The sequence below is a fragment of the Aquabacterium sp. genome (genome assembly GCF_034003525.1).
Lineage (GTDB): Bacteria > Pseudomonadota > Gammaproteobacteria > Burkholderiales > Burkholderiaceae_C > Aquabacterium.
On record NZ_JAVEYN010000002.1, the window covers coordinates 195,939 to 218,485 of the forward strand.

Below are 22,547 nucleotides of genomic sequence, written 5' to 3' on the forward strand. Positions count from 1 at the left end.
GCAGAAGGGCGCGCCCATGACCTCCCCGATGCGCGCCGTCTGGCGCATCCTGGCCCTCATCGTGCTGGCCGGCCTGAGCCTGCAGCTCTACTTTGTGGCGCGTGTGGCGCTGATGGCTGTGCTCGCCCCCGAGTCCACGACCTTCCAGCGCAGCGAGATGCGCCGCATCGTGGCCGACACCGGCACGCTGCTTTGGAGCCAGAGCTGGCGTGATGCCGGCCAGATCTCCGACCACCTCAAGCGCGCGGTGATCGCCTCCGAGGACGCGAACTTCGTCGACCACGCGGGCATCGAGTTCGAGGCTTTGCACAATGCCTGGAAGAAAAACAGCCGTGCCGAAGAACGGGCCGAACGGGCCCGTCAGGCCGCCCTGGCCCGCCATGAGCGGGCTGTGCAACGGGCACTGAAGCGCGGTCGCACCCCACCCCCACCGCCCGCGGCCGCGCAGGCGGTGCCCAAGGTGATCGGCGGCTCCACGATCACGCAGCAGCTGGCCAAGAACCTGTTCCTGAGCAAGGAGCGCAATTTCCTGCGCAAGGGCCAGGAGGTGCTGATCACCTTCATGCTCGAAGGCCTGCTCAGCAAGGAGCGCATCCTCATCGTCTACCTCAACAACGTGGAGTGGGGCGAAGGCGTGTTCGGCGCCGAAGCCGCTGCGCACCACTACTTCCGGGTCGATGCCGCCCGGCTGGCGCCCATCCAGGCCGCTCGGCTGGCGGTGATGCTGCCGGCGCCCAAGCGCTTTGAAAAACAGCCGCGCTCGGGCTACGTCATGGGTCGTGCGGGCACCATTGCCGCCCGCATGCGCGACGTCGAACTGCCCTGATCAGGCCGCCGGGCTGGCCGAGCGCCGCGCCTGCGCGGCCGCCTCGTCGGCGTACCGGGCCATCAAGGCCTCGCGGCGCGGGCCGTACCAGTTGATGCGACTTAGGTCACCCTGGTAGTGGCGGATCACCCGCTTGTCCATCACGGCAAACCACAGCGGCGGGAAGTAGGCCAGCAGGATCATCGCGGCGTAACCGGCAGGCAGTTGCGGGCTCTCTTCGAAGTGGCGCAGGGCCTGGTAGTGGCGCGTCGGGTTGGCGTGGTGGTCGCTGTGGCGCTGCAGGTGGTACAGGAACAGGTTGGTCACCATGTGGTTGCTGTTCCACGAATGCTCGGGCAGGCAGCGCTCCACGCGGCCATCGGGCAGGCGACGGCGCAGCAGGCCGTAGTGCTCCAGGTAGTTCACCACCTCCAGCAGCGAGAAGCCGTACACCGCCTGGATCAGCAGGAAGGGCAAGGCCACCCAGCCGAACACGGTCAGCACGCTCCCCCACAGGACCACCGACATGGCCCAGGACTGCAGGTTCTCGTTGGACAGGCTCCACACGCCCTTGCCCGAACGCGCCAGGCGCTCGGCCTCCAGGTGCCAGGCCGAACGCAGGCTGCCCACCACGGTGCGCGGCCAGAACGCCCAGAAGGTTTCGCCCATGCGCGAGCTGGCTGGGTCGGCCGGGGTGGACACGTTCTTGTGGTGGCCGCGGTTGTGCTCGACATAGAAGTGGCCGTAGAAGGTGGGTGCCAGCGAGATGCGCGCCAGCCAGCGATCGAGCTTGCCCTTCTTGTGGCCGAGTTCATGCGCGGTGTTGATGGCCACGCCGTTGACCATGCCCACGCTGATGGCCAGGCCCAGCAGGTGATGCCAGGGCAGATCGCCCGTGGCCGCCAGCCAAGCGCCGCCCACGGTGGCCGCCAGTTGCAGCGGCACGAAGGCGTACAGCACCCAGCTGTAATAGCGGTCCTGCACCAGGCCGGCCAGGGCGGCCTCCGGCGGGTTGGCGGCGTCTTCGCCAAACAACCAGTCCAGCGCCGGGATGATGGCATGCACCAGAATGACCACGAACCACAGCGCCCACACCGAGCGGGTCTGCGCATAAATGGCCAGCATGGCCAGACCGATCAATGGCACAGCGGGGCCGAGCAGCCAGAGGTAGCGCTTGGGGTCCGACCACGCGGCGCTGGGCGCTGGCGTCGGTGTGGGGGCAGATTGAACATGAGACATGGGGCACTCCTGTGGAATGCCTTCAGTGTCTGAAAATTGATCTGCGGCAGGAATCCGCGCCCCTCCGCCCGACCATCGCAAGACGCCGGCCGACTCTCGGGGCAAACCCGAGCCCGCTTGGGTTCGCGGCATCGGCGGTCGTGTAGGAGGTGTATCGCGCGGGTCATGCGGCGTTTTCGCCAGGACGCCCACACCGCGTGCCATGGCATGCTGCAGGACAATGGACACGCTCAGCCTGATTCTGGACGACATGCACTTCGATGGCGTCGTCTTCGCCTCCACCCACAACACCGCGCCCTGGGCCTGGTCCCTGGCCACGCCCGGCCTGGCGAGCTTTCACATCGTCACCAGCGGGCAGGCCTGGCTGATGCGCGAGGGCCTGCCGCCCACCCTGATCCAGACCGGTGACCTGTTCGTGCTGCCGGCCGGCGGCGCGCACCGCATCCAGGACAAGCCACAGACCCTGGCCGTGCCCGCCGACCTGCTGCCCATCATGGCGCAGGGGGCCACCGACACGCCGCAGTTGCACGGTGGAGGCGGGGTGGCCTGCACCCTCATCAGCGGCCACGCCCGCTTTGACGTGGGCATGGCCGCCCCCTTGATCGCAGCCCTGCCCACCGAGATGCACGTGCGCGGCCTGGGCGAGGCGCCGCCGCTGTGGTTGGCCATCGGGCTGCAATTCCTCGCGCAAGAGGTGGCGGCGCGACGGCCCGCGCAGCAGGCCATCATCAACCGCCTGGGCGACATCCTGTTCATGGAGTGCATCCGTGAGCATGTGGAGTCGGTCCCGGAAGGTTCCGGCAACTGGTTGGCGGCCCTGAAAGACAGGGCCCTGTCCAGCGCCCTGGCCCAGATCCACCGCGACCCGCGCCGTGCCTGGACGGTACCCGAACTGGCGGCGCACGCCTGCCTGTCGCGCTCGGCCTTTGCAGAGCGCTTCAGCCAGGTGCTGGGCGAGCCACCGCTGACCTATCTGACACGCCACCGCATGCGCCTGGCCGCCCGCCATCTGGGCAGCAGCGCCTTGCCAGTCAGCCAGGTGGCGGAGTTGGTGGGCTATGCCTCCGAAGCCGCGTTCAGTCAGGCGTTCAAACGGGCGCATGGGGTGTCGCCGTCGGTGTGGCGGCAAGGTGCGGCAGTCAGCGCCTAGCTGGGTGCACCAACACAAAGGGCTGCACAACGGCAGCCCTTGTTCATCGCCTCACGCACCACGGTCAGGTTCCGCGGCCGCATGACTCAGCTCACCGGCGGTGCGTCCCCGAGCCGCCCAGCAAGGTTGCGACCTTGCGCTTGGGCTTGAGGAAGCGCGACAGGCCCGAGCCGCCGCCGCTGGCCGGTACCGGCGCGGTAGCCGCGCTCTTGCTCTCCCAGGCCGGGTCGGCCGAGGGATCGGGCTCGTAAGGCTTGTCAAAGAAGGGGTCGGAGGACGCGCGACGCACCGGCGCAGCGCGAACCGGACGCTCTTCGCGCTCTTCGCGCCCACCGAAGTCACGGGCTTCACGACGGTAGCTGTCACGCTCACCGCGCTCGCCCCGGTCGCTGCGCTGGCGGCGCTCCAGCTCGAAGGTCTCAACCTCGGGCTTCTTCTTGATCAGCTTTTCGATGTCGCCCATCAGGCGCGCATCCGAGCCCGTCACCAGGGACACAGCCAGGCCGCTCGCACCGGCACGACCGGTACGACCGATTCGGTGCACATAGTCTTCGGCGTTGAAGGGGATGTCGTAATTGAACACCGCCGGCAGGGCCGCGATGTCGATGCCGCGCGCGGCCACGTCGGTGGCCACCAGCAGGTCCACCTCGCCGCGCTTGAAGGCGTCCAGCGCCTTGATGCGCTCGTCTTGCGACTTGTCGCCGTGCAAGGCGGCCGTGCGCAGACCGTCACGCTCGAAGGTGCGGGCCAGGCGGGCAGCGCCCAGCTTGGAGTTGACGAAAACGATGGACTGCTTGATGTCGCGGTCGCGCAGGATCTGGCGGATCACGTGGCGCTTGTCGTCGTCTTCGACGCGGTAGAAGCGCTGCTCGACGTTGGTGGCGGTCTGGTTGGGACGGGCCACTTCGACCAGCACCGGGTCTTGCAGATAGCTCTGCGCCAGCTTCTTGATCTCGGGCGAGAAGGTCGCCGAGAACAGCAGGGTCTGGCGGGTCTTGGGCAGATAGCTCAGGATGCGCTGCAGGTCGGGCAGGAAGCCGATGTCGAGCATGCGGTCGGCTTCGTCGAGGACCACGTACTCCACCTGCGAGAGGTTGCAGTTCTTGGCCTCAATGTGGTCGATCAGGCGGCCCGGGGTGGCAATCAGCACCTCGACGCCGGCTTTCAGCTCGACCGTCTGCTCTTTCATGTTCATGCCGCCAAACACCACGGCCGAGCGCAGGTTGCACTTGCTGGCGTAGGTCTTGACGTTGTCGGCCACCTGGATGGCCAGCTCGCGCGTGGGCGCCAGCACGATGGCGCGCACCGGGTGGCGCGCCGGCGACATGCTGGCGTTCTCGTGCTTCATCATCTTCTGAAGCAACGGGATGGAGAAGGCGGCGGTCTTGCCGGTGCCGGTCTGGGCGGCACCCATCACGTCGCGCCCGGCCAGGACCAAGGGGATGGCCTTGGCCTGGATCGGCGTCATCGTGGGATAGGTGATGGCGCTGAGGATCTTGGGATCCAGGGGCAGCGTGTCAAACCGGGCGGGGGCTTCGGGCGCAGCCTGGGGGGCGGCGCTCACCTCGGCCGTCACGGCCGCGTCTTGGGAGAGGTTTTCATTCATCGAGGCCGGATTATCCGCTTCTTGCTGCTTTTTTGCGCAGTTTTCTTGCGAACGCCCCTCAGAACGTGTAGCCGACCTGCGTTTGGGTGCCGCCGTGGGCCGCTTCGGCCTGCTCCAGCAGGCGCGCGAGCGGGCCCAGGCCCTGGTAGCGCGAGGCCACGCGGTGGGCGTAGGTCCACACGCGGGGGATGTCGTCGAGGTACTGGCGCTTGCCGTCGCGCAGGGCCAGGCGGGCAAAGATGCCCAGCACCTTGAGGTGGCGCTGCAGGCCCATCCATTCGAACTGGCGCCAGAAGTCGCCGAAATCGTCGGCCACGGGCAGGCCGGCCTTGCGGGCCTTTTCCCAGAAGCGCACGGCGTAGTCAAGCTGGATGTCTTCGTCCCAGATCACATAGGCGTCGCGCAGCAGGGACACCAGGTCGTAGGTGAGCGGCCCGCGCACGGCGTCCTGGAAGTCGATCACGCCCAGGCGCGCCTTGGGGTCGGCCGGGTCGGCCATCAGGTTGCGGCTGTGAAAGTCGCGGTGCACGAAGCCGGTGGGCTGGGCCAGCACCTCGGCCTTGATAAGGGCGAAGGTCTGGGCCAGCATGGCGCGTGTGGCTTCGTCCAGCGTCAAGCCACGCAGCTGGGTCAGGTACCAGTCGGGCAGCAGGTCCAGTTCACGCTGCAGCAGGGCGTCGTCATACGGGGGCAGGCTGTCGGCGGGCACGGCCTGCAGGCGCACAAGCTCGTCGATGGCACTCATGTACAGGGCACGGTTGTGAGAGGCCGGGCCGTGGTCGTAGTCGGTGGCCTCCAACGTGGCCAGGAAGGTGTGCTGGCCCAGGTCGGACAACAGCATGAAGCCCTGGGCCTCGTCCCATTCCAGAATGTGGGGCACGCCCACGCCGCCGGCTTCCAGCAAGCGGGCCACAGCGACGAAGGGGTGGCAGTCTTCCTTGTCGGGCGGGGCGTCCATGATGATGAGCGTGCCGCGTGGGGCGGTGGGCGCGTCCACGCGGAAGTAGCGTCGGAAGCTGGCGTCGGCACTGGCCGAGCGCAGGCTGTCGGGCTGCAGGCCATGGCGGCTCGCCTGGGCGGCCAGCCAGGTTCCGAAGGCCTGCTGACGGGCCGGATCGGCCCAATGGATGTCGAAAGCAGACGGGGCCGAAGCCGGTGTGGACGACGCAGATGTCATGGAGGACTCAGAGAACGGTCAGAAGGCGAAGGGACATGAAATAATGCACCGATTTTAGGCAAGGCCAGCCCGCACCTGCGCAGGCCCCGCCGCCGCCCCTTTAGCGACGCGCCATCGTGACCGTGAATTCCCTCCTGGCCTGCTCTTCTCGACGCCCTGGCGTCCTGCCCACCCGCTGGACCCCGACCGCTTGCGCGGCCGGTCTGGCGCTGGTGAGCCTCACGCTGACGGCGCCCGCCCGCGCTCAGACGGTGGACCCGTCCCCGCCCAATTTGCTGGCGCAGGCGGCGGCTTCGACCCCGACCAGCGCCCGTGCCGCCGCTGCGGCAGTGGCGACGCCGGCCAGCGCGCCCACCCTGCCCTTTTCGCTGCCCCCCATCGTCACGGGCGGCAAACAGGGCAAGGAGCCGATGTATTTCGAGGCGGACCACCTGGAAGGCGAGGCGGGCGAGCGCACCCGCGCCACCGGCAAGGTGCGCCTGCGCCAGGGCGACCTGTCGCTGCGGGCCGACGAGCTGACCCACACCCAGGCCGACAACACGGCCCGGGCCGTGGGCAAGGTGCGCGTCGAGCGCCAGGGCAACATCTTCATGGGCCCGGAGCTGTCGCTGCAACTCGACCGCCTGGAAGGCGAGTTCGTACGCCCACGCTTCTGGTTCGCGCGGCCCCAGGCCGGCGGCAGCGCCGAGCTGGTCGAATTCCTGGGAGAAAAGCGCCTGCGCGCCACCCGCACGACCTACAGCAGCTGCACCCCGGCCAACACCGCCGAGGGCCTGCCGGGCGAGCCCGACTGGTCGCTGCAGACCAGCAGCGTCGACCTGGACATGGCGGCCGATGAAGGCGTCGCCCGCAATGCGGTGATCTGGTTCAAGGGCGTGCCCATTCTGGCCACGCCCTACCTGAGCTTCCCGCTGAGCGACGCCCGCCGGTCCGGCCTGTTGCCGCCCAGCTTCTACTTCGACAGCAAGAGCGGTTTCGAGCTGTCACTGCCCTACTACTGGAACATCGCCCCCGATCAGGACGCCACCATCGCGCCGCTGCTGTCCACGCGCCGTGGCCTGGGCCTGGACCTGGAATACCGCTACCTGGCGCCCAATGACAAGGGCGTCCTGAACTTGTTCGGCTTGCCGAACGACCGCGTGGCCGACCGCTCACGCGGCATGGTCGACTTCACCCACCAGGGCAGCCTGCGCATGGGCAACTCGCCCTCTCAAACCGTCTACGACGTCCAGCTGCTGCGCGTGTCCGACGATGAATACTGGCGGGACTTCACGCACAACCTGAAGAACAAGACGCCGCGCCTGTACGACAGCCACCTGCGGGTCGAGCAGGTGCTCAATGAACGCAACTGGGGGCTGGGCGACAGCCAGACCAGCTTGTACGCCGGGGTGCAAAGCTGGCAGACACTGAAGGACCTGGACCCGAAGTCCGACCCGATCGACAGTGCCATTGACGCCCCCTACCGCCGCACGCCGCAGATCGGCATCCGCAGCCGCAGTGGGGTGGACCAGGCTCTGAACTGGCAACTGCAAGGCGAGTTCAACCGATTCACCCACCCCGACGAGCAGAAGGTTTCGGGCAACCGCCTACACGCCGTCGGGCAACTGGACCGCTCGTTTGACCTGGGGCCGCTCACACTCACGCCTCGTCTGGCGCTGCACAGCACCAGCTACGACCTGGACAAGGTGCCAGGCAGCCCCCAGCGCAGCATCACGCGCACCATCCCCACCTTCAGCCTGGACGCCCGCACCGAGCTGGAGCGCCCGGTCGAGCTGTTCGGCCGCCAGCTGACGCAGACGCTGGAGCCGCGTGTGCGCTACGTGCGCACCCCCTATCGCGACCAGAGCATGCTGCCGCTGTTCGACAGCGCACCGCGTGACTTCAACCAGTACGCCATCTTCAACAGCGACAACAACGACAACGCCTACACCGGCGTGGACCGCATCTCCGACGCCAACGAGATCACGCTGGGCGCCACCTCGCGCCTGCTCGACCAGAACGGCGGTGAGACCCTGCGTTTGGGCGTGGTACAGAAGTGGCTCCTGTCCGAACAGCGCCTGAACCCCTATGGCGCCGACCCCATCAAGGCCGGCCTCTCCGACACCCTGCTGCTGGGCTCGACCTCCGTGTTCCCGAGCTGGTACCTCGATGGCAGCACCCAGTTGGGCGCCGACAACCAGGCCACGCAGCAGGCCACCCTGGGCGTGCGCTACTCGCCGGGAGCCTGGCGCACCGTCGGGGTCACCTACCGCTACAACCGCGACAACAGCGAGCAGATTGAAGTGGGCTGGCAATGGCCGCTGGGTGGGCGCAAGCCGCCGCTGCAGGAGCTGATGGCCAAGGTAAGCTCGCCGGATGTCCCTAAGCCCGGCCAGCTGCTGGGCGGCGGCAACCAGTGCGGTGGTGCCTGGTACAGCGTGGGCCGGGTGATTTACGACAAGCGTGACGACCGCTTCACCAACACCCTGGCGGGTTTCGAATACGATGCGGGCTGCTGGATCGGCCGCTTCGTGATGGAGCGCGTGGCCCTCGGCCAGAGCGAAGCCACCACCCGTTTCATGTTCCAACTCGAGCTCATTGGTCTGTCCCGTCTGGCCCTGGGCTCCAACCCGCTGCGCACCTTGCAGACCAGCATCCCGGGCTACCGCCTGCTGCGCGATGAAGCGCCGCAGCCGCCCGCCCTTGCACCCCAGCCTTTCCTCGACGATGACACACCCCTTCCGTAAGCCCCGTCTGCGCCCCCTGGTTCAGGGTCTGTGCCTGAGCCTGCTGCTCACCAGCCTGACCTCGGCCCAGGCTCAGTTGCGCAACCCGGACGCCCCCTCGGTGGTGCCGCGCATTCCGGGTGCACGCCAGTTGAGCACCGACCTCAAGCTGCCTGGCAAGCCGACCACGGCCGACTACATCGTGGCCGTGGTAGACCAAGAGCCCATCACCCACCTCGATGTCGACAAGCGGGTGGCGCGCATCCAGGAAACCGCCCCGGCCGGCAGCCGCCTGCCCCCGCCCGATGAGCTGCGCCGCCAGGTGCTCGATGCGCTGATCGACGAGAAGGTGCAGATCTCGCACGCGCGCACGGTGGGCCTGAACGTCCCGGACGCCGAGGTCGATGCGGCCATCGAGAACATCGCCGCCCAGAACAAGCTGAGCCTGCGCGAAATGCAGCGTCGCATGGAAGCCGACGGCCTGGACTACCCGCGTTACCGCGCCAGCCTGCGTGAGCAAATCCTGCTGCAGCGTCTGCGTGACCGCGAGGTCAACGCCCGCATCCAGATCAGCGACAGCGACATCGATGCCTTCCTGGCCACCGACCCGGCCGCGCAGACCGAGGTCGCCCTCAACCTGGCTCACATCCTGATCCCGGTGCCCGAGCAGGCCACGCCCGCCCAGATCGAAGCCCTGGCGGCCAAGGCGCGCCAGGTGCAGGAGCAGGCGCGCAGCGGCGGCAACTTCAACCAGTTGGTGCGCACGCACTCCGCCGACACCCAGACCAAGGAGCAGGGCGGCGCTTTCGGCATGATGCCGGTCAGCCGCTTGCCGGACCTGTTCGTCTCTGCGGTGCGCGACCTCAAGGTCGGTGAAGTGGCCCCCGTGGTGCGCTCCAACGCCGGCTTTCACATCATCAAGCTCGTCGAGCGCGAGAACAGCGCCGAGGCGTCCTACACCCAGCAGCGCAGCCGCCACATCCTGCTGCGCGCCAACCCGAAGGAATCCACGCAAGCCCAGGTGGCCCGCCTCGCCGAGATCCGCAGGGAGATCGTGAGCGGGGGCGCCGGTTTTGCGCAGATGGCCCGCCAGCACTCACAGGACGGCAGCGCCGCCAACGGGGGCGATTTGGGTTGGGCCTCGCCCGGCCAGTTCGTGCCCGAGTTCGAGCGCGCCCTGACGGCCCTGCAAGCTGGCGAAATCTCGCAACCCATCGTCAGCCGCTTCGGGGTGCACCTGATCCAGCTGATCGAACGCCGCGAGGTCAAGCTCACCGACGCGCAAAAGCGGGAAGCCGCCCGAGCCGTGCTGCGTGAGCGCCGCTTCGAGTCGACCTACGAAGACTGGGCCCGCGAGCTGCGTGCCGCCGCCTGGGTGGAAATGCGCGATGCGCCCTGACACCCGTTCCAAGTCCGCCCGCCCGAGCGGCCAGCGCGCCGTACAGGGGGGGGGCGGCCACATTGCCCGCAAGCGCTTTGGCCAGAACTTCCTGGTCGATCATGGTGTGATCGATGAAATCGTGCGCGCGATCGCGCCCCAGCCGGGCCAGACCCTGGTCGAGATCGGCCCCGGCCTGGGCGCCCTGACCAACCCGGTGGTCGAGCGCAGCGAAAAGCTCACCGTGATCGAACTCGACCGCGACCTGGCCGCGCGTCTGCGCAAGCGCCCCGAGCTCAACGTCATCGAGTCCGATGTGCTGAAGGTGGATTTCGGCCAGCTCGCGCAAGAGGCGGGCCAGAAGCTGCGCCTGATCGGCAACCTGCCCTACAACATCTCCAGCCCCATCCTGTTCCACCTGCTGCCCTGGGCCGATCAGGTGGTGGACCAGCACTTCATGCTGCAAAAGGAAGTGGTCGACCGCATGGTGGCCACGCCGGGGAACAAGGACTACAGCCGCCTGAGCGTGATGCTGCAGTGGCGCTACCAGATGGAGTGCGTGGTCGACGTGCCGCCGGGTTCGTTCGACCCGCCGCCCAAGGTGGACTCGGCCGTGGTGCGCATGATCCCGCTGGCGGATCCGCCCGCGGTGGACCTGCCCGAATTCACCAAGATGGTGGCCGTGGCGTTTTCGCAGCGCCGCAAGATCCTGCGCCACACGCTGGGCGCGTGGATCAGCGAGCACGGCATCGTGACCGATTTCGATCTGCAACGCCGCGCAGAAGAGGTGCCGGTGACCGACTACCTCGCCCTGGCGGCGTTGAAGAAAGCGAAAGGCGCCGAGGCCTGAGCTTTCTGCTGCATCAACCGTGCCAGGCTGAACGCACCAGCCGTGTGCACGGGCAGCGCTTGTGCTTGCCATGGCGGCCCTCAGCGCCAGCCTCGCTACACTGCCATCCATGCAGATCTATCTCGTTGGCGGCGCGGTGCGCGACCGCTTGCTGGGCCGCCCCGGGGGCGACCGTGACTGGGTGGTGGTGGGCAGTACGCCCGAGGCCATGGTGGCGGCCGGTTTTCGGCCGGTGGGCAAGGACTTCCCCGTCTTCCTGCACCCCGACACCCAGGAGGAGTATGCGCTGGCACGCACCGAGCGCAAGCATGGCCACGGCTACCACGGCTTCCAGGTCTACGCCGCCCCCGACGTCACGCTCGAAGACGACCTCGTCCGCCGCGACCTGACCATCAACGCGATGGCCGAGGATGCCGAGGGCCAGGTCATCGACCCGAATGGCGGCCAGCGCGACCTGCGCGCGCGCGTGCTGCGCCATGTCTCCCTCGCCTTTGCCGAAGACCCGGTGCGCATCCTGCGGCTGGCACGCTTTGCCGCCCGCTTCGCCGACTTCAGCGTGGCCGACGAGACGATGGCGCTGATGCGCCAGATGGTGGCCGAGGGCGAGGTGGACCATCTGGTGGCCGAGCGCGTGTGGCAGGAGCTGGCCCGGGGCCTGATGGAAGAGCGCCCCTCCCGCATGTTCGAGGTGCTGCGCGACTGCGGGGCACTGGCGCGCCTGCTGCCCGAACTCGACCGCCTGTGGGGCGTGCCCCAGCGTGCCGACTTCCACCCCGAGATCGACACGGGCGTGCACGTGATGATGGTGCTGGACATGGCCGCCCGGCTTCAGACCCCCTTGAGCGTGCGCTACGCCTGCCTGGGCCACGACCTGGGCAAGGGCACCACCCCGGCCGACATCCTGCCGCGCCACCTGGGCCACGAAGGCCGCAGCGTGCAACTGCTGCGCGCCGTCAACGAACGGCTGCGCGTGCCCAACGAGTGCCGCGAACTGGCCGAGGTGGTGGCGCGCGAGCACGGCAACATCCATGGCAGCCTGAACTTTGGCGCCGCCGCGGTGCTGCGTCTGCTGGGGCGTTGCGACGCCTGGCGCAAGCCACAGCGCTTTGCCGAGGTGCTGCAGGCCTGCGAGTGCGACGCCCGCGGCCGCCTGGGTTACGCCGAGCAGCCCTACCCGCAAGGTGCACGACTGCAACGGGCTCTGGCCCTGGGACAGGCCGTGGACACCGCACGCGTTTCGGCCGAGGCCCTGGCCCGGGGCCTGAAAGGTCCGGCCATCGGGCAGGCCATTGACGATGCCCGGGAGGTCGCCCTGAGCGCGGGACTGGACACGGAGCGGCCAGACTGCAGCGCGCCACCCAGCGCCTGAGGAATACCCAGGCATCGACGCCGGCATCGCACCGCCCGCCACGCAGCGGAAAGCTGTCGCGTCTTCACCCCCGCCCGAGGGGGGCGAAGCAACCTGGCACGGCGACCAGGCCGGGGGCCGCCTAGACTGGTCCGATGAGCCCTCCTGCCTCCGACCGTGCGCCCGCCGCACCCCAACTCGTCCGCCTCACCGACTGGATCCCGGCCGCCTGGCGCACCGTCCGCACCGACCTGCGTCTGCTGCTCAAGGGCCTGATCGGCCTGCTGCGCCTGCGCCCCACCCGCCTGGGCTCCATCGGCCAGACCTTTGCCCAACAAGCCGCCCGCCACCCTGAGCGCCCCGCCGTGGTCTGTGGCGACCGACGCTGGACCTATGCCGAGTTCAATGCCTGGGCCAACCGCTGCGCCCATGCCCTGCAGGCGGCCGGCGTGAAGTCAGGTGACAGCGTGGGCGTGCTGCTCGACAACCGCGCCGAGGTGCTGGCCTGGGTGCTGGGCACCGTCAAGCTGGGCGCCATCGCCACCCTGCTGAACAACCAGCAGCGCGGCGAGGTGCTCGCGCACAGCCTGCGCCTCAGCACCCCGGCCCTGGTGGTGGTGGGCGAAGCCTGCGCCGATGCCCTGCACAGTCTGCCCCCTGCCGAACGCGCCACCTTGTGCGAACGCTGGTGGTGGGAGGGCGAGACGCCCCCACCCGACAACCTGATCTGGGCGCAGGAGCGCCTGGCCGTGGCCCCCAGCCACAATCCGCCCGAGACGGCCACCATCCGCCTGCATCAGCCGGCCTTCCACATCTACACCTCGGGCACGACCGGCCTGCCCAAGGCCTCGGTGATGTCGCACTACCGCTGGCACCGCTGCATGTCAGGCATGGGCGTGATGGGGCTGCGACTGCGCCCCGACGACGTGCTCTACTGCCCCTTGCCGCTGTACCACAACAACGCGCTGACCGTGTCCTGGGGCGCCGTGGTCGGGGCCGGTGCCAGCCTCGTGCTCGTGCCCAAGTTCAGCGCCTCACGCTTCTGGGACGACGTCCGGCGCTATCAGGCCACATCGTTTTGCTACATCGGGGAGCTGTGTCGCTACCTGCTCAACCAGCCGGCGCGCCCGAACGACCGGGAGCACCGTGTGCGCGCCATGATCGGCAACGGACTGCGCCCGGAGATCTGGGACGCCTTCCAGCAGCGCTTCGGCATCGGGCACATCGCCGAGTTCTACACCGCCAGCGAATGCAACCTGGCCTTCATCAACGCCCTGGGCCTGCCGCGCACCACGGGGCTGTGCCCGCTGTCCTACGCCATCGTGCGCATGGACCTGGACACCGAACAGCCCGTGCGCAGCGGTCGCCGCCAGCACATGAGCCGGGTCCAGCGCGGCGAGGTCGGGCTGCTCATCACCGAGATCACCACCCGCGCGCCGCTGGACGGCTACACCGATGCCGAGGCGACCGAAGCCAAGGTGCTGCGCAACGTGTTCAAGAAGGGGGACGCCTGGTTCAACACCGGCGACCTGGTGCGCCACCAGGGCCTGCACCACATGCAGTTCGTCGACCGCCTGGGCGACACCTTCCGCTGGAAAGGCGAGAACGTGGCGACCACCGAGGTGGAAGGCGTGCTCGCGCATCAGCCGGAAGTGGCCGAAGCGGTGGTGTACGGGGTGACGGTGCCAGGTGCCGATGGGCGGGCGGGCATGGCGGCGCTCACCCTGTGCGATGACGCGGCGCCTTTCGATGGGGCGGCGCTGGCACGAGCGCTGTACGCTCAACTGCCGCACTATGCGGTGCCGCTGTTCCTGCGGCTGCGCGACGACCACGCGGTGACCGCGACGTTCAAGTACAGCAAGGTGGCACTCAAACGGGAGGGCTATGATCCGACCGTGGTCCACGATGCCTTGTATGTGCTCACACCGGGTGGCTACGTGCCCATGACGGGCGAGCTCTGGCAGGCCTTGTCAGCGGGCACACACCGGTTCGACTGACGCTCGGCATCTCAGCGCATCCGCTGGATCGCCCGGCTCAGTCCAAGATTGAATTCAGAACAAGGTTCAGACGAAGACGGCCAAAAACCCCCTGCGACCGGCAAGGCGCAGGGGGAAAAAGGCAACATGGAGAGAGGATCAGAAATCAGTCAGCCTGACGACGCAGGAAGGCCGGGATCTCGATCTCGTCCATGCCGTTGCTGGCCAGGGCGTCGACCTTGGCTGCCGCTTGCGTGCGGCCACTGCGCCACACGCTCGGGGTGTTCAGGCCGCTGAAGTCACCACCGGCGCTGGCACGGCCCATGCCCAGACCGCTCGGGTGCGGGGCCACCGGGTCGGTCAACACGGGGATGTTGTCGGTGCCGGTGCGCAGGGCGCTGTGCACGACGGTCATCGGGGCGGCGGCACGCTTGGCCGAGCTCAGGCCCGTGGCGATCACGGTCACGCGCAGCTGGTCGCCCAGGCTTTCGTCGTAGGCGGTGCCGTAGATCACATGGGCGTCTTCGGCGGCGTAGCGGCGGATGGTGTTCATCGCGTTGCGCGACTCGCTCAGCTTGAAGGTGGCCTTCGAAGCGGCGATCAGCACCAGCACGCCACGGGCGCCCGACAGGTCGATGCCCTCCAGCAGCGGGCAGGCCACGGCGGCTTCGGCGGCCTTGGTGGCGCGGTCCGGACCACCGGCGGTGGCGGTACCCATCATGGCCTTGCCCGGCTCGCTCATCACGGTCTTGACGTCTTCGAAGTCGACGTTCACCAGGCCGGGAATGTGGATGATGTCGGAGATGCCACCGACGGCGTTCTTGAGCACGTCATTGGCCTTGCCGAAAGCTTCTTCCTGGGTGACGTCGTCGCCCATGACTTCCAGCAGCTTCTCGTTGAGGACGACGATCAGCGAGTCGACATTGGCTTCGAGCTCGGCCAGGCCTGCGTCGGCCTGCTTCTGGCGACGGTTGCCTTCAAAGTCGAAGGGCTTGGTCACCACGCCGACGGTCAGGATGCCCATTTCTTTGGCCACGCGCGCGATCACGGGCGCCGCACCGGTGCCGGTGCCGCCGCCCATGCCAGCGGTGATGAACACCATGTGGGCGCCATCCAGCGCGTTACGGATGTGGTCCACAGCCTCTTCGGCGGCGGCCTTGCCAGCTTCAGGCTTGGCCCCAGCGCCCAGGCCCGAGTTGCCCAGTTGCAGCAGCACTTCGGCGCTGGAGCGGTTGAGCGCCTGCGAATCGGTGTTGGCGCAGATGAACTGCACGCCTTGCACACTCTCGCTGATCATGTGTTCGACGGCGTTGCCGCCACCGCCGCCCACACCGATCACCTTGATCTGTGTGCCCATGTCAAAGTTGTCGATCATCTCGATGGCCATGTCGTACCTCTCTCTTGTCTAACGGTTGCCGGTTGAATTGAGTAAAACTTTTTTTAGAAACTGCCTACGAACCAGTCGCGCACGCGGCCGAACAGGGTCTGAACCGACCCCACCTGCTGCGCCGCCTTCATCCCGCGCGAACGCGCGAGCCTTGCCTCTTCGAGCAAGCCCATGACGGTGGCCGAGCGCGGGCTGGCCACCATGTCGTGGAGGGGGCCTGCGTACAAGGGCGTCCCCTTGCGCACAGGCTTGAGGAAGATGTCTTCGGCCAGTTCGACCATGCCGGGCATGACCGCCGAGCCGCCCGTCAGGACGATGCCCGACGACAACAGTTCCTCGTAACCAGAATCGCGGATCACCTGGTGAACCAGCGAGAAAATTTCTTCAACGCGCGGCTCGATCACGCCGGCCAGGGCCTGACGCGAGAGCATGCGCGGCGCGCGGTCGCCCAGACCGGGGACCTCGACGTGTTCGTTCGGGTCGGCCAGCAGTTGCTTGGCCACGCCGTAGTCCACCTTGATGTCCTCGGCGTCCTTGGTCGGCGTGCGCAGCGCCATCGCGATGTCGCTGGTGATCAGGTCACCGGCGATGGGGATGACGGCGGTGTGGCGCACCGAGCCATCGGTGAAGATGGACACATCGGTGGTGCCCGCGCCGATGTCGACCATGGCCACGCCCAGCGACTTCTCGTCTTCGGTCAGCACGGCCGAGCTCGACGCGCTCGGGTTGAGCACCAGTTGCTCGGCTTCCAGACCGCAGCGGCGCACGCACTTGACAATGTTCTCGGCAGCGCTTTGTGCCCCGGTCACGATGTGGACCTTGACCTCCAGACGGCCGCCGCTCATGCCGATGGGCTCTTTGACCTCGTGCCCGTCGATGATGAACTCTTGCGGCTCGACCAGCAGCAGGCGCTGGTCGTTGGGGATGTTGATGGCCTTGGCCGTCTCCACCACACGCTGCACGTCGATGGGTGCGACTTCCTTGTCGCGCACGATGACCATGCCGGTGCTGTTCTGACCGCGGATGTGGCTGCCGGTGATGCCGGTCCAGACGCGGGCGATCTTGCAGTCGGCCATCAGCTCGGCCTCTTTGAGCGCTTGCTGGATGGACTGCACGGTGGCGTCGATGTTGACGACCACGCCGCGCTTGAGGCCGTGGCTGGGCGCCATGCCCAGGCCAGCCAGACGCAGGTCACCGCCGGGCATGACTTCGGCCACGACCGCCATTACCTTGGCAGTGCCGATGTCGAGTCCGACAACCAGATCCTTGTATTCCTTGGCCATGGTGTGTTTGCGTTAACGGGTTGAAGACTGAGGTTTTGGGGGAGGAGCTGCGCCATCGGGCAAGGTCGTCAGGCCACGGAGCTTGACGGCATAGCCTTGCGGATAGCGCAGGTCGGCTTGAGACAGGGGCGCCGGGTAGTAACGGCGCAGTTCGGGCAAGGTGGCGACAAAGCGCTCGGCCCGCGCGAGGATGGCCTCGTCGCTGCCGCGGCCCAGCACGATCTGGGCCTCGTCGTCGAGCTGCAGCGACCACGAACCCCGGTCGCTCAGCTTGAGCGTGACGACCTCGCCCAGGGGTTTGAACACGTCCTGCAGCTGGCGCAGCATCTGCAGCATGTGGGCGGCCTCGCTGGCGCCGGTGTTGGCCGGCGCCTCCAGCGTGGGCAGGCGCTCGTCCTCGACGTCGCCGAGGTTGGCATCGAACACCTCGCCAAAGGTGTTCACGAGCTGGTCCTCGCTGTGGGCCTGACGCCAGTAGGCGGCCGGCTTGTGCTCTTCCAGCGTGACACGCAGCTGGTTGGGCCAGACGCGGCGCACCACGGCCTTGCGCACCCAGGGCACCGATTCGAAGATGGCGCGGCTGCGCACCAGGTCGGCCTGGAAGAAGCTGCCATACAGGCGCGGCACCGTGTTGGCGCGCACGGTGACCAGGTTGTTGCGCGTCAGGTCACCCTCGATCTGCACACGTTGCAGATCGAAGTACGGCAGACGCCCGAGCTTGAGCAACCCGGCGGCCAGCAGCATGAGCACCGCCACGACCACCAGCGCTGCGGCGGCCGCGTTCATCCAACGGACGTCTTGCGGCGTCTCGTCGGGCGAGCTGTAGCGGTTGAGGGCGGCGGCGGCCAACATGGTGGGGCTCGATCAGTCCAAGGTTCAGCGGGTGGAAGAGTCCAGGCTGGCCGAGGCCAGCAAGTGCAAGCACAGTTGTTCGTAGCTCAACCCGGCCACCTTGGCCGACATGGGCACCAGGGAGTGCCCGGTCATGCCTGGGGAAGTGTTGATCTCGAGCAGAAAGGGCTGACGGTCGGACTTGCGGATCATCACGTCGGCACGCGCCCAGCCCCGGCAACCCAGCGTCTTGAAGGCCCGCACCACTTCGCGCTGGATCTCGGCTTCTTCGTCGGCGTCCAGCTGACTGGGGCACAGGTACTTCACGTCGTCGGTGAAGTACTTGTTCTGGTAGTCGTAGTTGCCACCGGGGGCGACGATGCGGATCACGGGCAGCGCCTGGGCCTGACCGTCGACGATGAGCACCGGGCAGGTGGTTTCTTCGCCCTCGATGAACTGCTCGCACAGCACCTCGGGATCATGCTGGGCGGCCGCGGCATAGGCGGCGGCGCACTGCGACACATCGGTCACCTTGGTCAGACCGATGGACGAGCCTTCGCGGGCGGGCTTGACGATCATGGGTGCGCCCAGCGCGATCAGGGCCTGCTCGCACTCATGGGCATTGGCCACCAGACGCCATTCCGGCGTGGGCAAGCCCTCGAAACGCCAGATGCGCTTGGTCATCACCTTGTCCATGGCAATGGACGAGGCCATCACACCGGAGCCGGTGTAGGGGATCTTCAAGAGTTCGAGCGCGCCTTGCACGGTGCCGTCTTCGCCACCGCGGCCATGCAGGGCGATGAAGCAGCGGTCCACGCCTTCGACCTGGAGCTCCTGCAGCGGACGCTCGGCGGGGTCGAAGGCGAAGGCGTTGACGCCCTGCGATTGCAGGGCTTGCAACACGCCCGCGCCCGACATCAGCGAGACGTCGCGCTCGGCCGAGGTGCCGCCCAACAGCACGGCGACCTTGCCCAGGTCAGCGGGGTTCACCGTCGGTGCCGAGAGGTGAATGGTGCTCATGATCAGTTCTTGTCCTTCAACAGTTCAGCGGTCTTGCCGGCCACGGTGCCGATCGAGCCGGCACCCATGCAGATCACGACATCGCCATCGCGGGTGTTGTCGGCAATCGCCTGGGGCAAATCGTTCACGTCGTCGACGAAGACCGGCTCGACCTTGCCGGCCACGCGCACCGCACGAGTCAGGGCGCGCGCATCGGCGGCGACGATGGGGGGCTCTCCTGCCGCGTACACCTCGGTCAGCAGCACGGCGTCGGCGGTGCCCAGCACCTTGACGAAGTCTTCGAAGCAATCGCGCGTGCGGGTGTAGCGGTGCGGCTGGAAGGCCAGCACCAGGCGGCGGCCGGGGAAGGCCCCCCGCGCGGCCGCGATGACCGCGGCCATCTCGACCGGATGGTGGCCGTAATCGTCGATCAGCGTGAAACGCCCACCGTCGGCAGCGCGGTGCTCGCCATAGCGCTGGAAGCGCCGGCCCACGCCGGTGAAGGCGCCCAGGGCACGGATGATGGGCTCGTCGGCCAGGTCGATCTCGGTGGCCACGGCAATCGCGGCCAGCGCATTGAGCACGTTGTGCATGCCGGGCAGGTTGAGCGTCACCTGCATGTCGGGCAGGACCACGCCATTGCGGCGCTGCACGGTGAAGCGCATCTGGCCGCCGGGCAAGGCTTCGACATCGACCGCACGCACCTGGGCATCTTCACCGAAGCCGTAGGTGATCACGGGGCGTGAGACCATCGGGATGATGGAGCGCACGCCAGGGTCGTCGCAACACAGGATGGCCGAGCCGTAAAAGGGCATGCGGTGCAGGAAGTCCACGAAAGCCTGCTTGAGACGGGCATAGTCGTGGCCATAGGTCTCCATGTGGTCGGCGTCGATGTTCGTCACCACTGCCAGCACGGGCATCAGGTTCAGGAAGGAGGCGTCCGACTCGTCGGCCTCGACCACGATGAACTCGCCCTTGCCCAAGGCCGAGTTGGCCCCGGCGCTGTGCAGCTTGCCGCCGATCACGAAGGTCGGATCCACACCGGCTTCGGTCAGGATGTCGGTCACCAGCGAAGTGGTTGTGGTCTTGCCGTGTGTGCCGGCGATCGCGATGCCCTTGCGCAGGCGCATCAGCTCGGCCAGCATCACGGCGCGCGGCACCACGGGGATGCGCTTGGCGCGTGCGGCGATGACCTCGGGGTTGTCGCCCTTCACCGCCGTGGAGGTGACCACCGCCTCGGCGCCTTCGATGTGCGCGGCGTCATGGCCCACATGGACGCGGATGCCCAGCGAGGCCAGACGGCGCGAGGTGGCGCTGTCGGCCTGGTCGGAGCCCGAGACCACGTAGCCCAGGTTGTGCAGGATCTCGGCAATGCCGCTCATGCCGGCGCCACCAATGCCCACGAAATGGATGTTCTTGACGGCGTGCTTCATGGGGACGCCTTTACGGTAGAGGGTTTCACGTTTTCTTCGATGGCATCGGCCACGGCGGCGGCCGATTGGAGACGGGCCAGGCGATGGGCCTTTTGGGCCATGGCCAACAGTTCAGGGCGTTGCAGGCCTTGCAGGCGCTGGGCCAGCGAGGCTGCCGTGAGTTCGGCTTGCGGCAGGTGCACCGCGGCACCATGCTCGGCCATGTACTCGGCGTTGTCGCGCTGGTGCGCGGTGGTCGAGACCACCAGCGGGATCAGCACGCTGGGCACGCCCGCGGCGCACAGCTCGCTGACGGTGATGGCGCCGGAACGGCAGATGATGACGTCGCAGTCGGCCAGGCGCTGCGCCATGTTGTTGATGAAGGGCAGCACCTCCGCATCGACCACCGGGTCGAGACCGGCATTGGCGTAGCTGGCCTTGACGGCCTCGAGGTTGGCCATGCCGGTCTGGTGGGTGATGCGCGGGCGCTGGTCGGCCGGGATCAGGGCCAGGGCTTGCGGCACCACGTCGTTGAGTGCACGCGCACCCAGGCTGCCACCGACGATCAGCACGCGCAGCGGACCGGTGCGATCGGCAAAGCGCTCGGCCGGCGGCGCGATGGCCTCGATCTCGGCGCGCACAGGGTTGCCGGTGACGCGGGCCACTTTGTGACGGGCGGCGGGGCCGTCGAAGCCGCAGGCCAGCACGTTGGTGATCGGCAGCAGCGCCTTGTTGCTCAGCAGCAGCGCGGCGTCAGCGTTGACCATCACCAGCGGCAGGCCCCGGGCCTTGGCCATCAGGCCGCCGGGGAAGCAGACATAGCCGCCCATGCCCAGCACGGCGCTCGCCTGACGGGCCTTCAAGATGCGGGCGCATTCGGCAAAGCCCTTGAGCAGCTTGAAGCCACCCAGCAGCGTGCCCTTGGCCCCCTTGCCGCGCAGGCCGTTGAAGGAGATGGTGTCGAGCGGGATGCCAGTGGGCGGCACCAGGCGGTTTTCCATGCCGCCTTCGGTGCCCAGCCAGCTCACGGTCCAGCCGCGGCGCTTCATTTCATCGGCCACGGCCAGGCCGGGCATGATGTGGCCGCCGGTACCGGCCGCCATGATGACGAGGTGACGAGCGGTCGTGCTCATGCGCGCCCCCCCCTCATGAGTTGGCGATTCTCCATGTCCACCCTCAGGCAAATGGCCAGCGCGATGGCGTTGAGCAGCAGGCCCGAACCGCCGAAGCTCATCAGCGGCAGGGTCAGGCCCTTGGTGGGCAGCACGCCCAGGTTCACGCCCATGTTGATGAAGCCCTGGCCGCCCATCCACACCGCCACGCCTTGCGAGACCAGGCCCGCGAACACGCGGTCGAGCGCGATGGCCTGACGGCCGATGTTGAACAGGCGCACGACCAGCCAGAAGAAGGTCAGGATCACGGCCGAGACGCCGACAAAGCCCAGCTCTTCGCCGATCACGGCGAGCAGGAAGTCGGTGTGGGCTTCGGGCAGGTAGTGCAGCTTTTCCAGGCTGGAGCCCAGACCCTCGCCAAAAATCTCGCCCCGCCCGAAGGCGATCAGCGAGTGGGTGAGCTGGTAGGCCTTGCCCAGCGCATTCTGCTCCGACCAGGGGTCGAGGTAGGCGAAGATGCGCTCGCGCCGCCAGGGGCTCAGGCCCACCATCAGGCCGAAGGCCCCGATCAGCACCCCGGTGATCAGCGCGAACATGCGGCCATTGACGCCGCCCAGGAAGAGGATGGCCATGGCGATGGTGGCGATCACCATGAAGGCGCCCATGTCGGGCTCGGCCAGCAGCAGCACGCCCACCAGACCGACGGCCAGGGCCATCGGGTAGACGGCCTGCACAAAGCGCTCCTTGACGTCCATCTTGCGCACCATGTAGTCGGACGCATACAGGACGATGGCCAGCTTGGCCAGCTCGGAGGGCTGGAAGTTCATGATGCCCAGCGGCAGCCAGCGCCGTGCGCCGTACACCACCTTGCCGATGCCCGGGATCAACACCAGCACCAGCAGGAACAGCGAGAACAGGAACAGCGGCCGCGCCAGACGCTCCCAGCTGGCCATCGGGATCTGCGTGACCACGGCCGCCAGGGCCACGGCCATGACCATCGAGATCAGGTGGCGCTGCAGGAAGAAGGTGGGCGTGTAGTTGGCAAAGCGCGGGCTGTCCGGCAAAGCGATGGTGGCCGAATAGACCATCACCAGACCCAGCAGCATCAGCGACAAGGTCACCCAGACCAGGGCCTGGTCAAAGCCCATCATCCGTGTCGGCTGGCCCGCATTGACGTTCACGTGGTCGCGCACCGGCAAGCTGCCGACGTGGTCAGCCGAGCCCCGGCCCAGACGGGCGCGCACGGCCGCCATCAGGGCAGTCCAGGGCATGCGGCGGACGCTCGACTG

17 protein-coding genes are annotated in these 22,547 nt (G+C 67.8%); 7 read left to right on the top strand and 10 right to left on the bottom strand.

The annotated features are described in order from the left end of the window. Nucleotides 1-28 precede the first annotated feature (28 nt). A complete protein-coding gene (locus RBT42_RS02465; RefSeq protein WP_320362326.1) occupies nt 29-826 on the top strand; it encodes a transglycosylase domain-containing protein in 798 nt (265 codons plus the stop codon). On the opposite strand, the gene RBT42_RS02470 is transcribed toward RBT42_RS02465, so the two are convergent. After that, entirely contained in the window at nt 827-2,044 is a 1,218-nt protein-coding gene (locus RBT42_RS02470; RefSeq protein ID WP_320362249.1) for an alkane 1-monooxygenase, read from the bottom strand. It abuts the gene before it with no gap. A 220-nt stretch (nt 2,045-2,264) separates the two neighbouring features. Here RBT42_RS02470 and RBT42_RS02475 point away from each other — a divergent pair, with 220 nt between their 5' ends. Continuing rightward, entirely contained in the window at nt 2,265-3,194 is a 930-nt protein-coding gene (locus tag RBT42_RS02475) for an AraC family transcriptional regulator (protein WP_320362251.1), read from the top strand. A gap of 91 nt (nt 3,195-3,285) precedes the next feature. Here RBT42_RS02475 and RBT42_RS02480 read toward each other — a convergent pair whose 3' ends face one another. Both RBT42_RS02480 and RBT42_RS02485 read right to left on the bottom strand, forming a co-directional pair. Then, nucleotides 3,286-4,800 (bottom strand): DEAD/DEAH box helicase, encoded by a 1,515-nt coding sequence (locus tag RBT42_RS02480; protein WP_320362253.1) that lies wholly within the window; start codon nt 4,798-4,800, stop codon nt 3,286-3,288. 58 nt (nt 4,801-4,858) lie between these two features. Beyond that, entirely contained in the window at nt 4,859-5,977 is a 1,119-nt protein-coding gene (locus RBT42_RS02485) for an aminoglycoside phosphotransferase family protein (RefSeq protein ID WP_320362255.1), read from the bottom strand. Between the two features lie 122 nt (nt 5,978-6,099). Here RBT42_RS02485 and RBT42_RS02490 point away from each other — a divergent pair, with 122 nt between their 5' ends. The 5 genes from RBT42_RS02490 (at nt 6,100) to RBT42_RS02510 (ending at nt 14,255) form a co-directional block, all read left to right on the top strand. Next, nucleotides 6,100-8,703 (top strand): LPS-assembly protein LptD, encoded by a 2,604-nt coding sequence (locus RBT42_RS02490; protein WP_320362257.1) that lies wholly within the window; start codon nt 6,100-6,102, stop codon nt 8,701-8,703. Further along, nucleotides 8,684-10,081: a peptidylprolyl isomerase gene (locus tag RBT42_RS02495; RefSeq protein ID WP_320362259.1), complete on the top strand. Its 1,398-nt coding sequence runs from the start codon at nt 8,684-8,686 to the stop codon at nt 10,079-10,081. Before RBT42_RS02490 ends, RBT42_RS02495 begins: the two co-directional genes overlap by 20 nt. Next, nucleotides 10,071-10,910 carry a 16S rRNA (adenine(1518)-N(6)/adenine(1519)-N(6))-dimethyltransferase RsmA gene (gene rsmA, locus RBT42_RS02500; protein ID WP_320362261.1) on the top strand — a complete coding sequence of 280 codons (840 nt, stop codon included), beginning with the start codon at nt 10,071-10,073 and terminating at the stop codon, nt 10,908-10,910. Before RBT42_RS02495 ends, rsmA begins: the two co-directional genes overlap by 11 nt. Nucleotides 10,911-11,019: 109 nt before the next feature. Beyond that, entirely contained in the window at nt 11,020-12,279 is a 1,260-nt protein-coding gene (locus RBT42_RS02505; protein WP_320362263.1) for a multifunctional CCA addition/repair protein, read from the top strand. A gap of 134 nt (nt 12,280-12,413) precedes the next feature. Then, nucleotides 12,414-14,255, top strand: coding sequence for a long-chain-acyl-CoA synthetase (locus RBT42_RS02510; protein ID WP_320362265.1), 1,842 nt, complete (start codon nt 12,414-12,416; stop codon nt 14,253-14,255). A 145-nt stretch (nt 14,256-14,400) separates the two neighbouring features. Here RBT42_RS02510 and ftsZ read toward each other — a convergent pair whose 3' ends face one another. Genes ftsZ through ftsW form a run of 7 tightly spaced genes read right to left on the bottom strand, consistent with a single transcriptional unit; the run spans nt 14,401 to nt 22,511 of the window. Next, entirely contained in the window at nt 14,401-15,621 is a 1,221-nt protein-coding gene (ftsZ, locus tag RBT42_RS02515) for a cell division protein FtsZ (protein ID WP_320362267.1), read from the bottom strand. 53 nt (nt 15,622-15,674) lie between these two features. Next, a complete protein-coding gene (gene ftsA / locus RBT42_RS02520) occupies nt 15,675-16,904 on the bottom strand; it encodes a cell division protein FtsA (RefSeq protein WP_320362268.1) in 1,230 nt (409 codons plus the stop codon). A 12-nt stretch (nt 16,905-16,916) separates the two neighbouring features. Further along, nucleotides 16,917-17,756: a cell division protein FtsQ/DivIB gene (locus tag RBT42_RS02525; protein WP_320362269.1), complete on the bottom strand. Its 840-nt coding sequence runs from the start codon at nt 17,754-17,756 to the stop codon at nt 16,917-16,919. 24 nt (nt 17,757-17,780) lie between these two features. Beyond that, nucleotides 17,781-18,755 carry a D-alanine--D-alanine ligase gene (locus tag RBT42_RS02530; RefSeq protein ID WP_320362270.1) on the bottom strand — a complete coding sequence of 325 codons (975 nt, stop codon included), beginning with the start codon at nt 18,753-18,755 and terminating at the stop codon, nt 17,781-17,783. A 2-nt stretch (nt 18,756-18,757) separates the two neighbouring features. After that, entirely contained in the window at nt 18,758-20,167 is a 1,410-nt protein-coding gene (murC, locus tag RBT42_RS02535; RefSeq protein ID WP_320362271.1) for a UDP-N-acetylmuramate--L-alanine ligase, read from the bottom strand. After that, nucleotides 20,164-21,279, bottom strand: a complete 1,116-nt coding sequence (gene murG / locus RBT42_RS02540; RefSeq protein ID WP_320362272.1) for an undecaprenyldiphospho-muramoylpentapeptide beta-N-acetylglucosaminyltransferase — start codon at nt 21,277-21,279, stop codon at nt 20,164-20,166. Before murG ends, murC begins: the two co-directional genes overlap by 4 nt. Next, nucleotides 21,276-22,511, bottom strand: a complete 1,236-nt coding sequence (gene ftsW, locus RBT42_RS02545; RefSeq protein WP_413785834.1) for a putative lipid II flippase FtsW — start codon at nt 22,509-22,511, stop codon at nt 21,276-21,278. Before ftsW ends, murG begins: the two co-directional genes overlap by 4 nt. Nucleotides 22,512-22,547: the final 36 nt, after the last annotated feature.